The 13208-nt window shown below is 70.4% G+C and carries 9 protein-coding genes; 4 read left to right on the forward strand and 5 right to left on the reverse strand.

The genetic code is table 11. From position 1 onward, the window contains the following. Positions 1–99: 99 nt before the first annotated feature. Complete coding sequence (locus tag ABIE67_RS43985; RefSeq protein ID WP_370267186.1) at positions 100–1869, forward strand: ABC transporter ATP-binding protein; 1770 nt, start codon at positions 100–102, stop codon at positions 1867–1869. 69 nt (positions 1870–1938) lie between these two features. Here the strand turns inward: ABIE67_RS43985 and ABIE67_RS43990 are convergent, their stop codons facing one another. The 5 genes from ABIE67_RS43990 to ABIE67_RS44010 all read right to left on the reverse strand — a co-directional run bounded on the left by ABIE67_RS43990 (position 1939) and on the right by ABIE67_RS44010 (position 8787). After that, positions 1939–4410, reverse strand: coding sequence for a CBM35 domain-containing protein (locus ABIE67_RS43990; RefSeq protein WP_370267187.1), 2472 nt, complete (start codon positions 4408–4410; stop codon positions 1939–1941). Positions 4411–4546: 136 nt separating this feature from the next. Then, positions 4547–5377 (reverse strand): carbohydrate ABC transporter permease, encoded by an 831-nt coding sequence (locus tag ABIE67_RS43995; protein WP_370267189.1) that lies wholly within the window; start codon positions 5375–5377, stop codon positions 4547–4549. Beyond that, positions 5374–6294: a carbohydrate ABC transporter permease gene (locus tag ABIE67_RS44000; protein ID WP_370267190.1), complete on the reverse strand. Its 921-nt coding sequence runs from the start codon at positions 6292–6294 to the stop codon at positions 5374–5376. The genes ABIE67_RS43995 and ABIE67_RS44000 overlap by 4 nt, the downstream gene beginning before the upstream one ends. A 2-nt stretch (positions 6295–6296) precedes the next feature. Beyond that, positions 6297–7628 carry an ABC transporter substrate-binding protein gene (locus ABIE67_RS44005; protein ID WP_370267191.1) on the reverse strand — a complete coding sequence of 444 codons (1332 nt, stop codon included), beginning with the start codon at positions 7626–7628 and terminating at the stop codon, positions 6297–6299. A 121-nt stretch (positions 7629–7749) separates the two neighbouring features. Then, positions 7750–8787 carry a LacI family DNA-binding transcriptional regulator gene (locus tag ABIE67_RS44010; RefSeq protein ID WP_370267192.1) on the reverse strand — a complete coding sequence of 346 codons (1038 nt, stop codon included), beginning with the start codon at positions 8785–8787 and terminating at the stop codon, positions 7750–7752. 70 nt (positions 8788–8857) lie between these two features. Between ABIE67_RS44010 and ABIE67_RS44015 the strand changes: the two genes are divergently transcribed. From ABIE67_RS44015 to ABIE67_RS44025, 3 genes are all read left to right on the forward strand, one after another. After that, positions 8858–11026 (forward strand): glycoside hydrolase family 36 protein, encoded by a 2169-nt coding sequence (locus ABIE67_RS44015; protein ID WP_370267193.1) that lies wholly within the window; start codon positions 8858–8860, stop codon positions 11024–11026. Positions 11027–11090: 64 nt separating this feature from the next. Beyond that, positions 11091–12356, forward strand: a complete 1266-nt coding sequence (locus ABIE67_RS44020) for a glycosyltransferase family 4 protein (protein ID WP_370267194.1) — start codon at positions 11091–11093, stop codon at positions 12354–12356. Next, complete coding sequence (locus ABIE67_RS44025; RefSeq protein ID WP_370267195.1) at positions 12353–13195, forward strand: transferase; 843 nt, start codon at positions 12353–12355, stop codon at positions 13193–13195. The genes ABIE67_RS44020 and ABIE67_RS44025 overlap by 4 nt, the downstream gene beginning before the upstream one ends. Positions 13196–13208: the final 13 nt, after the last annotated feature.

Raw genomic sequence — 13208 nt, forward strand, 5'->3', positions numbered from 1 at the left:
GCCCACCGCGTGTGTAGTCTCTCCCGGGCAGAATCAGAAAGCGCTTGCTGTTCTTTGTCTGCCGGCTCTTCATCCAGCACCTCGGGAAGGACAACGCCGATGGCGTCGTCACACGAGAGACCGCTCGACCACCGCTACCGCGGCGAACACCCCGTACGCACCCTCGCCTATCTCTTCCGCGCCGACCGCCACCGCATCGCGGCCGCGGTCGGCGTGTTCACCGTCAAGCACAGCCCGGTCTGGCTGCTGCCGCTGATCACCGCGTCCATCATCGACACCGTCGTCCAGCACCAGCCGATCAGCCGGCTCTGGCTGAGCACCGGCGTCATCATGTTCATCCTGCTGGTCAACTACCCCCTGCACGTGCTGTACGTACGCCTGCTGTACGGCAGCGTGCGCCGGATGGGCACCGGCCTGCGCTCCGCGCTGTGCACCCGTATGCAGCAGCTCTCCATCGGCTACCACTCGCGGGTCAGCGCCGGTGTGCTGCAGGCCAAGGTCGTGCGCGACGTGGAGACCGTCGAGCAGATGGTGCAGCAGACCGCGGAGACGGGGCTCGGCGCGGGCACCGTACTCATCGGCGGCCTGATCATCATCGCCGTCCGCACACCGGAGTTCGTGCCCGTCTTCCTCGTCGTCGTGCCCGCCGCCGCACTCGTCGTCGCGCGCCTTCGGGCTCGTCTGCGCACCCACAACGAGCACTTCCGTCACGAGGTCGAGACCCTGTCGTCCCGGGTGACGGAGATGACCCGCCTCATCCCGGTCACGCGCGCCCACGGCCTGGAGGGCAAGGCGCTGCGCCGCATGGACGGCACCCTGCACCGGCTGCTGACCTCCGGTATGCGCCTCGACCTGGTCAACGGCCGCTTCGGCTCGCTCGCCTGGGTCGTGCTGAACGTGGTCGGCGTGCTCGTACTCGCCGGCGCGGCGCTGATCTCGTACTACGGCGTCTGGGGCGTGACCGCCGGAGACGTCGTCATGCTGAGCGCCTTCCTGACCACCCTCACCAACTCCACGACGACGTTGGCGGGTCTGGCCCCGGTCATCACCAAGGGCCTGGAGTCGGTTCGTTCCGTCGGCGAGGTGCTCCAGGTGCCCGAGCTGGAGGACAACGAGGGCAAGGCCGAACTCACCTCACTGCGCGGCGCCGTGACCTTCGACAAGGTCGGGTACACGTACGAGGACGGTGGCCGCCCGGCCGTAAGTGACTTCAGCCTCTCCGTCGCACCTGGGGAGACCATCGCCCTCGTCGGCGCGTCCGGGGCGGGCAAGTCCACCCTGCTGAGCCTCGTCATCGGCTTCATCCGCCCGACCTCCGGCCGGCTGTCGCTCGACGGCACCGACATGAACACCCTCGACCTGCGCACCTACCGCCGCTTCCTCTCGGTCGTGCCGCAGGAGTCGATCCTCTTCGACGGCACGATCCGCGAGAACGTCGCCTACGGCATGGACGACGCCGACGAGGAGACGGTGCGCGCGGCGCTGCGCGAAGCCAACGCGCTGGAGTTCGTCGACCGGCTGCCGCAGGGCCTCGACACCCTCGTCGGCGAGCGCGGGGCACGCCTGTCCGGCGGGCAGCGGCAGCGCCTGGCGATCGCGCGGGCGCTGATCCGGGACCCGAGAGTGCTGGTGCTCGACGAGGCGACCTCGGCCCTGGACACCCAGTCGGAGGCGCTCGTCCAGCAGGCTCTGGCCCGTCTGCTGCACGGCCGTACCACCTTCGTGGTGGCCCACCGGCTGTCCACCGTGCGGGGCGCGGACCGCATCGTGGTGATGGGGGACGGCCGGATCCAGGAGATCGGCACCCACGAGGAACTCCTGCGCAAGAACGGGGCGTACACGGCCCTGCACAGCGGACAGGTCGCCTGACGCGCTTGTTCCACCCGCTCCGCCGACGAGGTCCGGTGGAGCGGGTGGAACGGCCGGACTACGGCCGGACTACGGCCGGTCGACCACCCGGCCCAGCTCGATCCGGTCGATAGCCGGTGCCCACGCCGTCGCGTTGCCGAACGTCACCTCGTTGGAGCCCTTCTTCAGATCGACGGGCACGCCCAGCGTCCAGTAGTCGTCCGGGCTCCAGGTGTTCTTGAAGGTGACCTTCACCGGCGCCGCGTTCCCCACGGTGATGTCCGCCGTACGGGACATGATGTCCGTGTTGTAGGCGTGGCCGTTGTCCCGCCGGTCGTTGTGCGCGTAGTGGACGACCAGCAGATAGCGGCCCGGGCTGGGCGCCCGCACCGTGAACTCGGCGGTACTGGAAGGGCTGTTGCCCAGCTTGCCGAGGTAGGAACCGCTGGAGGCGTACGCCGAGTCGACGAGTTCGGCCCCGCCCGCGAGGGTGGCCGAGGCTGCGGCGTAGGAGAGCGTGCCGGACGTGGATCCGTCGCCCGAGACGTCGAGCGAGCGGACGGAGGCGTGTCCCGCCGTCACCGCGACGCGGTTGTTGCCCGCCAGCAGGTAGAGCCGCAGGGCGCGTCCGGGCGCCGCCGTCACCGTCTCGCCGTGCAGCGCGAGCCTCACCGGCGCCGAGGCCCGCGGCACCACCGTGTAGTAGCCGTCACGCGGGGCGTAGACGTCGAACACCGCCTTGTCCCCCGAGCGAAGGACGAGAGAGCCGGTGCCCACCCCGGCCGACGACGCGTAGTCGTACGACGGCTTCCCGCTGATGTCCGCCAGCGTGGCCTCGTACGACGCCGAGGGTGCGCCCGTGCGGGCGGTCAGGTCGACGCGGTCGAGGGTGACCTCGGCGTCGCCCTTGGCGAGCGAGAGGACATGGGTGCCCTCGGACAGCCGCACCGTCACGTCCTTCTTGGCGCGGTAGGTCCAGTTCTCCGTGGAGGGATAGGTCACCGTGACCGGGGTGCCGCCGTCGACGGACAATTTCTGCGTGGCGGGGGTGCCGGACTGGTTGCCGTACAGGATCGCCAGGTCGTACGAGCCTTCCCGCGGCACCGTGACCGTGAAGTCCACCTTGCTGGTGGCCTGGTTGAGCGAGCCGACGTCCTTGGTGCCGGAGGCCGCGTAGCCGTTGGCGTTCTCGACCGTGCCCTGGGTGTAGACCTTGCCGTCGGTGATCGCGGCCGACTCGGCCTCGTACGACGCCGACCAGGGGACGGCGGCGGGGGAGGGGGTGCCCGTACCGCCGGGGGTCAGGACGATCCGGTACGCGGACATCTTCCGCATGCCGCGCAGTGGGACGGTCACCGAACCGTCGTCCGCCACCTTCAGCTTCGTACGGGTGAGGACCTGGGGCGTCGCGTGCTGCCCTTCGTAGCCGGACCAGGCGGCCTCGGCGACGGTCGCGGTGACCGTGCGGCCGAAGACGGAACGGGGGACGTTGCGGACCACCACGTCGGAGTCGCCCGCCGAGCCGCCGAGGAGGACCTGTGCCTGACGGCGGGCGGCGTCCAGGGAGGCCAGGCCCTGGAGGGTGTCGATGGTGTTCGGCTGCGCCGGGGTCACCTTCACCGTGTCACCGGTCATCCCGGCGTACCAGCGGAAGAACCACCAGCCGCCGTTGGGGATGTTGGAGCGCACGACATGGCCGCTGAGGTTGCCGGCCGCGTCCCAGTACGCCATGTTCGCGTACACCTTGTTCCGCTCGAACAGCGAGACCCACTGCACCAGTTGGCCCGGGACGGAGAGGTCGCGGCGGTTGGCGTACTCGTCGATGTTGATCTTCAGCGGGGCGATGCCCGCCTCGCGTTCGAGCGCGCGGTAGTCGTCGTAGTGCGCCTGGAAGTCGCGCAGCGAGCCGGAGCCCAGCTCGTGCCAGGTCATCACCTGCGGCAGGACGTTCTCCCGCTTGGCGAAGGCGAGGAAGTCCTTCAGCAGCCGGGAGTGGTAGGCGGCTTCGTTCGGGCCCGCGATCCTCGCGTCCGGGTCGATCGCGCGGATGCGCTGGTACACCGTCTTCCAGTCCTTGAAGAACCGGTCCCGGTTGGCCTCGTACTGGGCCTGGTCGGTGACGCCGAGCTTGTACCAGATCTGGTCGGGCTCGTTGAACGGGATGTAGACGAACCGCTCGCTGTTCGGGTCCGCCGCCACCTCCTTGGCGATCTTGTCTACCTTGGGGAGGTAGTCGTCGATGCCGAGATCCTCGTACGGCCACTTGGCGTAGATGTCCTGCATCATCACGTTGATCTCGCCGCCGCCGTTGCGGAAGAACGACTTCGAGACGGTGAGCGCGTCGCCGTTGGGGTGCTGGGCGCCGCCCTCCGGCTTCTGCGAGATGCTGGTGACCTTCAGGGGTTCCAACGCGGCGTCGCTGGGCACGCCGTCGTCGCTGAGCCCGTACAGCGCGCCGTTGGCGCCGAGCATCACCGGCCCCTCGGGGGCGGACAGGTCGACGGTGAGGCGCTGCGGGTCGGCAGCGGCCGCGGGGCCCGCGGCGGGGAGAGTGGCTGCCATGGTGGCTGCTCCAAGTGCGGCTGATAGCAAGGCGGTTCTGGTGCGGAATCCCGTACGGAATCCCATCCGGAATCCGGTACGGAATCGCGTACGGGTTCGTGTGCGGGCGGGGGTGATCACGCTGCTGGACCTCCGGTCATTTGACGGCTCCACTGGTGATTCCGGACACGATCTTTCGCTGGCCGACGAGGAACACGGCGACCATGGGCAGGCTCATCACCACGACGTACGCGAAGACGAGATGCCAGTTGTTGAGGTAGAGCTGGGCGCTGGCGACCTGGTAGAGGTTCAGCGGGAGGGTGGCCCGCTCGCCGCCGCCGAGGACGAAGAAGGCGTAGAAGACGTCGCTCCAGGCGTAGAGCATCACCATGATCGTCGCGGTGGCGATCACCGGGCGCAGCAGCGGCAGGACGATCCGCCAGAAGATCCGCGAGGGCGTGGCCCCGTCCATCCGGGCCGCCTCCTCCAGCTCCAGCGGAATGGCGCGGATGAAGCCGGTCATGAAGAAGATGGACGTCGACAGGTACATGCCGGTGTAGACGGCGATCATGCCGGGCCGGGTGTTCGCCAGCCCCAGCTGGCGCAGCTCCATCACGATGGTGATGACCGCGGGCGGCAGCAGCAGTCCGCTGATGCACAGCGCGTACGCCGTCGACACCAGCTTCGACTTGCGGCGCGCGAAGACCCAGGCGGCGCCCGCACCGAGGAGCAGGACGAGGGCGACCGAAGGCACCACGACCAGCAGGGAGTTGAAGAAGCCACGCAGCATCTCGCCCTGGCTGACCGCGTCCGCGTAGTTGCTGTCGGGCTGCCAGTGCCGTGGCAGGTCGAGGTTGGGTCTGATGGCCTCCGCCTGAGGCTTGGCGGAGGTGACGACGACCAGCCAGAGCGGTACGCCGACGGCCAGGCCGGCGAGCAGCAGGACGAGGGCGGGGCGGCCGTAGCGCCAGGCGACGGACGGGTTCACAGCAGCTGCTCCCTTCGCCGCAACCCGACGACCAGCGGGATCGCCACCGCGACCACGACCAGGAAGAGGACGAGGCTCATCGCGGAGGCCTGGGCGTACAGGCCCTGTCCGAAGATCCGGAACATGTAGATGTTGAAGACCTCCGTGGAGGCCGCCGGTCCGCCGCCCGTGGTGGCCTGGACGATGTCGAAGGTGTTCATCGACCCGATCAGCGCGGTGGTGACGTTGAAGGTGACGGCCGGCGCGAGCATCGGCCAGCGCACCGACCAGAAGGTCCGCCAGGGGCCGGCGCCGTCCATCCGGGCGGCTTCGAGCATGTCGCCGGGGATGCCCTTGAGCCCGGCCAGATAGATCAGCATGGACAGGCCCATCCACTTCCAGCCGTGGATGAGGGTGACGACGACCAGGGTCCAGGTCGTCGAGCCCAGCCACGGAATGTCCGTGCCGAGCAGGGAGTTGACGGCCCCGTCCTGGTCGAGCAGGGCCTGGAAGACATAACCGGTGGCGAGCGCCGAGATCAGCACCGGCAGGAAGAACACCGCGCGGAAGAACCGGTTGAAGCGGCTGTCGGCCTCAAGGAGGAGCGCCAGCCCGAGCCCGAAGCCGTTCTGGAACAGCGCCGCCAGCAGCGCGTACAGCAGGGTCGTACGGATCGCGCGCAGCAGCGAGCCGTCGTCGGCGATCGTCCGGAAGTTGTCCAGGCCGGTGAAGGCGATGTCCGCGTGGTACGAGGACCAGTTGGTGAACGGGTAGTAGAAGTTCAGCAGGTTCGGCACCAGGAAGAAGCCCGCGAAGACGACGATCGCGGGCAACGCGAACCACCACGGATGGTGCACGGCGGCGCGCGGCAGCCGCCCCGCCTTCTTCGGCGGGTCCGGCACCGGCGTGTGCTGGGTGCGTACGACTGTGTGAGCCATCGTCAGAAACCGGACGCGCCCTGGGCCTTGGCCACCTGCGTGAACTGGTCCTGGATCGCCTGGGCGACCTGCTGCGGAGTCTTCTTGTCGAAGATCATGTCGGCGAGGTAGAGGTGGGTGTCCGGGGCGACGATCGCCTTGGCCTGGAAGACGCCGATGGCGGTGGGCAGGGCCGCGACCTGGGCCTTGGACGTCTGCGGCAGCCCGTCGGGGGTGGGCACGGAGGGCTGCACGGACGGGATCTTCATCGCCTTGATGTAGTCGGCGTAGTCCGGGCCGAGCCAGAACGCCAGGAACTGCCGGGCCGCGTTCTGCCGCTTCTCGTCACCCGTCTTGAAGGCGACCACACCGTTGGTCTGGTCCGGCGAGTACATGCCGGTGGCGGCCGAGTTGGAGATGGGGAACCAGCCGATCTTCCTGTCGATCTCGGCGGTGGAGTACTTGGCCTGCAACTGGCTCTGGAAGGAGGTGACGTTGAGGACCATGCCGGCCTCGCCCTTCCACAGCGCGTCGGCCTGTCCGGTGAAGGTGCCGGTCCGGTAGTTCTTCTGAGCGAGCCCGGCGTCGAGCAACTTCTCCTTGTACTTCTTGATCGCGCCGACGACGACCGGGTCGGTCCACTTCTCCTGGTTCCTGTTGAGCCCGTCCCACCACTGCTGGTCCAGGTCGGTGAGCTGGACCTGCGTCTGCCACTGCAGGGGCCACTTGTCGCCGCCGGCCTCGTAGAAGGCGGCCGCGTCCGTCTTGTCGACGACCTTGTGACCGAGGGCGAGCAACTCGTCGTAGGACTTCGGGAAGTCCTTGTCGCTCAGCCCGGCCTGCTTGAAGACGTCCTTGTTGTAGTAGACGCCGAGCATGGCGGGGCTGGTGACGATCGCCGCGTACCGCTTGCCGTCGATCATGCCGAGCGACTTCTCGGTGTCGCCGAGTTTGGCCTCCCACGGCTCGCCGTCGAGGGTGAGGAGGTTCTGCTGCGGCTGGATGAACGGCAGCGTGGAGATGGACGGTTGCCAGAACATCAGGTCCGGACGGTCACCGGAGGCCAGCTTCGTCGGCACGTTCTGCTCGTAGAGGTCCGGGATCGCCTGGGTCTCCACCGTCGCGCCGGTGGCCTTCTCGAAGGCGTCGATGACCTGCTTGGGCGCGTTGACCGTGTTCTGGGCGGTCCACATGGTCAGCTTCAGGCCGTCCAGGCGGGCGGTCGGATCGACGGCCGTCTGCTTCCCGTCCGTGCCGGAGTCGCCGGAATCACCGGCCGTGGGGTCGCTGCACGCGGTGGCGGCGAGGCCGATGGCACATATCAGTGCCAGGGCGGGGAGAGCTCTTGTCTTCATCACGTGCCTTTCGCGAACGGGTGGTTCAGGAAGCAGGAATCAGAACAGCGGTGCTCGTGCGGTGCGTTGAGTTACCTCGCAGTGCGTGACCTCGCGGCGCGTCGAGGGATCGTGCGCGCGCTCAGACGGTGGCCGGCGGCGGCCCCGAGCTCTCCCGCACCACCAGCTCCGGCACCGACACCGGATGCGGGCCGACCTGGGCGGACTCCTCCAGCACCCCGTGCAGCAGGGCGAACGCGGCCCGCCCGAGCCCGGTGAAGTCCAGCCGTACGGTCGTCAGGGACGGGGTCAGATAGGCGGAGTGCGGGGCGTCGTCGAACCCGGCGACGCTGACGTCGCCGGGGACGGAGCGCCCGGCCTCGTGCAGGGCGCGCAACACGCCGAGCGCGAGGTCGTCGTTGCCGCACAGGACCGCCGAGACGGCCGGGTCCCGGGCGAGCTCGCGGCCCGCCGCGTGGCCCCCCGCCGGTCCCCAACTGCCCTGCACCGGGCGGGGTTCGGGCGCTCCGGCCTCACGCAGCGCCTGCCGCCAACCGCTGGTGCGGGCGCTGGTGCGCCGGGTGCTGGACGGGATGGCGACGTAGTGCACGGTCTCGTGCCCGAGGGAGAGCAGATGGCGGGTCGCCTGGTAGGCGGCCTCGCGGTCGTCGGCCCAGACCCAGGGGTGGCCCGGGTCGGGCGGGCTCGCCGGTGTCTCCACCACACCGACGACCGGGAGTTCGGCGGGGACGGCACCGAGCGCCTTCACCCCGGCCGGGTCGTACGCGATCACGATCAGTCCGCCGCCCGCGTCCGCCGCCCGCTGCACCTCGGCGGCGACGGCCGCCTCGTCCGCCGATTCCAGGACGCCGATCCCGACCGCGTAGGACTCGGCGCGGGCGGCCTCCTCGATGCCCTGGAGGATCGAGGCGTAGCCGTAGTGCGTGGTGTTCGCGGTGAGTACGGTCACGGCCCTGCTGCGTCCGCTGGCCAGGGCGAGCGCGGTGGCGCTGCGGCGGAAGCCCAGCTCGTCGATGGCGGCGAGCACACGCTCCCGGGTGGTCGGCTTGACGCTGGGATGGCCGTTGATCACCCGGGAGACGGTCTGGTAGGAGACGCCGGCGGCGGTCGCGACGTCTCTGATGCTCGCGGGGCGCCTTGTGTGACCGGTCACATTCATGCCAGGATTGTGACCGGTCACATAGGGGCCGTCAAGAGACCGTAACGAGGGATTCACCAGGGGGAGCACCTTGACCGGTACGGGCGACGCGGATCTCAACGGCACGCAGGGCAGCTTCACTTGGGGGCATTCCGCTCTGGAGGCCGAGTTCGCCCTCGCCCCCGACGGGACGCCGCGGCTGGTCCGGCTCGGTGACACCGGGGCAGTGCCTGCCGTACCCGCCCCCCCGGATTCCGCCCTCCCCCTGGTCGAGCTCACCGCCCTCGGACACGGCAGCGGCTGGTCCGGCCCGCGCTTCACGGGCACGGCCTTCGGTACGCGCCTGAAGTACCGGGACCACCGCACCGGCAGACGCGGCGACCAGGAGTGGCTGACCGTCGAACTCCACGACCCGGCCACCGGGCTGACCGCGTTCGCCGAGCTGACGTCCCCCGGTGGACTGCCGGTGCTCAGCTCCCGCGTCCGGCTCCGCAACGACGGCCCGGAGCCCCTCGTCGTCCAGTCCGTCAGCAGCCTGCTCTTCGGAGGCCTGCCCGCACCGGACGCCCTCGACGTACGCCGGGCCCGCAACGACTGGCTCGCGGAGTGCCGTTGGTACACCGAGCCGCTGCGCGGCACCGTCGCCGACATCAACGTCGGCGCCCATCAGCACGACAGCCGCGCCGCCCTCGTCCTCGCCGGGCGCGGCAGCTGGCCCACCGACGGTCATCTGCCGATGGGGGCGCTGACGGATCGGGGAAGCGGCCGGACCTGGCTGTGGCAGATCGAGTCGCCGGCCGGCTGGCGCTGGGACCTGGGCGAACGCGCGCACGGCACATACCTGGCGCTGAACGGCCCCACCGACGCTGAGCACCAGTGGCGGGTCCGGCTCGCTCCGGGCGAGGAGTTCACCACCGTGCCCGGGGTGCTGGCCCTCGGAGCCGGGTTCGACGCGGCCATGGGCGCCCTGACCTCGTACCGCCGGGCCGTGCGCCGGCCGCACCCGGACCACATCACACTTCCCGTCGTCTTCAACGACTACATGAACACGCTCATGGGCGACCCGACGACCGAGAAGCTGCTGCCCCTGATCGACGCGGCGGCCCAGGCGGGCGCGGAGTACTTCTGTGTGGACGCCGGCTGGTACGACGACTCGGCGGACGGCGGCTGGTGGGACAGCGTCGGCGCGTGGCTGCCCTCGGCGCGCCGCTTCCCCGACGGGGGAATCCGGACGGTCCTGGACCGGATCCGGGAGCGGGGCATGGTCCCCGGGCTGTGGCTGGAGCCGGAGGTCGTCGGCGCACGCAGCCCGGTCGCCGCCGCGCTCCCGCCGGACGCCTTCTTCCGGCGCGACGGCGTACGCCTCACCGAACAGGGCCGTCACCAGCTCGACCTGCGCCATCCGGCCGCCCGCGCCCACCTCGACAAGACGGTGGACCGGATCGTCGGCGACTGGGGCGTGGGCTACCTCAAGCTGGACTACAACATCGTGATCGACCCCGGAACCCTCGCCCCCGGGGACCTCGCACCCGGAGCCGGCCTGCTCGGCCACGCCCACGCCTACCTGGACTGGCTCTCCGGGGTACTGGACCGGCACCCGCACCTGGTGATCGAGAACTGCGCCTCGGGCGGCATGCGGATGGACGGAGCCACGCTGGCCGTCGCCCAGCTCCAGTCCACCAGCGACCAGCAGGACCCCCTGCGCTACCCGCCCATCGCCGCCGCAGCACCGACCGCCGTACCGCCCGAACAGGGCGCCGTGTGGGCCTACCCGCAGCCCGGCTTCGACGACGACCTGATCGCCTTCACGCTGGGCGGGGCCCTGCTCGGGCGGATCCATCTGTCGGGCCATCTCGACCGGATGACACAGCGCCAACTCGCCCTCGTACGGGACGCGGTGACCACGTACAAGGCGATCCGTCCGGACCTCGCGCGGGCCGTGCCGTTCTGGCCGCTGGGGCTGCCCGGGTGGACGGACGAGTGGCTGGCGCTCGGCATGCGCCCGGCACGGTCGGCGCAGTCGTCCGACGACCCTCCCTCGTACCTCACGGTCTGGCGCCGGGGCGGAGAGCCCGAACTGCGGCTGCCGGTCGGGCACTTGGCGGGCCGGGAGGTCCGCGCGGAGATCCTCCACCCGTCATCCGCGTCCGCGTCGGTCGCGGCCGACGGCTCGGCGGTCTGGGACGGGGACGGACTGCGGGTGTCACTGCCCCGTACGCCCGCCGTCCTGCTGGTCCGGCTCTCGGTGACAGGCGTGTGACCTGCGAGGCAACAGAGTGGTAACGTCAGGCAACTAAAGGGTGGTTGTCGAGGTCTAGTCCGCCATGAAGATCTCTTTCCTGCTGCACAACGCCTACGGGATCGGAGGCACGATCACCACCACCTTCAACCTGGCACAGGCACTGGCCGAGCGGCACGAAGTGGAGATCGTCTCGGTGCTGCGGCACCGCGAACACCCGAACTTCACCCTGGACCCGAGAGTGTCCTTAAGGCCGCTGGTGGACCTGCGGCACGAGAAGGAACACCCCCTGCACCTCAGACCGGCGAGGGTGTTCCCCACCGCCGAGTACCGCTACGGGCAGTACAGCGAGCTGACCGACCGGCGGATCGGCGAGTGCCTGGCGGCGATCGACGCCGACGTCGTCATCGGCACCCGGCCGGGACTCAACGTGCACCTCGCACTCCAGGCGCCGGAGCACGTCGTCCGTATCGGGCAGGAGCACCTCACCCTCGACAACCACCCGCCCCGGCTGCGCACCGCGCTGCGCCGGGCCTACCGCCGGCTCGACGTGCTCACCACGGTCACGGAGGCGGACGCCGCCGCCTACCGGCGCAAGATGCGACTGCCCGGGGTCCGGGTGGAGGCACTCCCGAACAGCGTGCCCGATCCGGTCCTGCCCGCGGCGGACGGCAACGCGAAGGTGGTCGTCGCGGCCGGCCGGCTGGTCCCCGTCAAGCGATACGACCTGCTCATCGAGGCGTTCGCGCAGGTCGCCGCCGCACACCCGGACTGGCGACTGCGCATCTACGGCAAGGGGGAGGAGCAGGCACGGCTGCGGCAGCTCATCCAGCGCCTGGGCCTGTCCGAGCACGCTCTGCTGATGGGTGCGGCGGCCCCCATGGAGGCCGAGTGGGTCAAGGGCTCGATCGCCGCGTGCGCCTCCAACTTCGAGCCGTTCGGCATGACGATCGTCGAGGCCATGCGCTGCGGCCTGCCCGTGGTGAGCACCGACTGCCCCTACGGACCCGGCGAGATCATCGAGGACGGCGTCGACGGCCGGCTGGTGCCGGTCGGGGACCGTGACGCGCTGGGCGCCGCGCTCCTCGACCTCGTCCGCGACGACGAACTGCGCCGGCGGATGGGCCGCACGGCCATGGAGAACGCGAGACGGTTCGCGCCGGTCCCCGTCGTGGAGCAGGCCGAGCGACTGATCGACGAGGCCAAGTCGGCGCGCGGGACCGGGCGACCGGTCGCACCGGCAGCCGGCCGAATACAACACGCCCTGGTCAGCCAGGGCTTCGCCGCCCGCGACGCCGCGTACGCCGTGGCCTCCGGCGCGCTGCGCACGGTACGGAGGGGACGGCGTTGAACACGAAACCCGACACGGCGACAGGCACGCAGCTGCGGGCCGACTGCACGGCCGACGCGGACGGCCGGATCGTCTTCGACCTTCCGCCGGCGGCGGCCTGCGACGCCCCGTCTCCCCAGCTGCTGCTGCGGCTGCGCCCCAAGAAGGGGCAACCGGAGAAGACCGTCCACGTCCTCGACCTGGAAACCGCGCACGACGGCCGCCTCCTCGCCGTCCTGGAGCCGCAGCCCGCACTCGCCGAGGGCCGGTGGGATCCGTACCTCCTCCCCGAACCCGGCGCATCCCGCCTGCGCCTGCGCCCCGGCCTGCGTGACCTGCGCGCCCTCGTCGACGGACACCTCCGTGACCGGCCGTCGCCGGTGGCCGTGCGGGTCCCGTACGTCACGAAGGACGGCTGTCTCGCGGTGCGGGCCTGGCTGCGCACCGCCCACGCGGAGGTCGAGGGCATCGACGTCACGGACCGGACGACGACCGTCAGGGCCCGGCTGCACGGCACCTCGCTCTCCGGGGGAGCCGCGGTACGACTGCGACTGAGGGGCGGCAACGGCACGGTACGGGACCTGGAGCTGCGGGGCGAGAGCGACGGCCGAGCGTTCTCCTTCGTCGTGGACCACGCGGAGCTGGTCGCCGACGGCGACGCGAAGGACCGTGTCTGGGACGTGAGCGTGCATGCCGGATCCGACGGGGGGCCGGCTCCGATCCGGCTCGGGCGTCTGCTCGACGACGTGGCGGACCGCAAGGAGATCTTCGTGTATCCGACGGCCGTGGTCGGCGGTGCCGCGGTGCGTCCCTACTACACGGTCGACAACGACCTCTCGGTGGAGGTGACGGGCGTCTGAGTCGGGTCAGGCT

The sequence above is a fragment of the Streptomyces sp. V4I8 genome (assembly GCF_041261225.1).
In the GTDB taxonomy this organism is placed as follows: domain Bacteria; phylum Actinomycetota; class Actinomycetes; order Streptomycetales; family Streptomycetaceae; genus Streptomyces.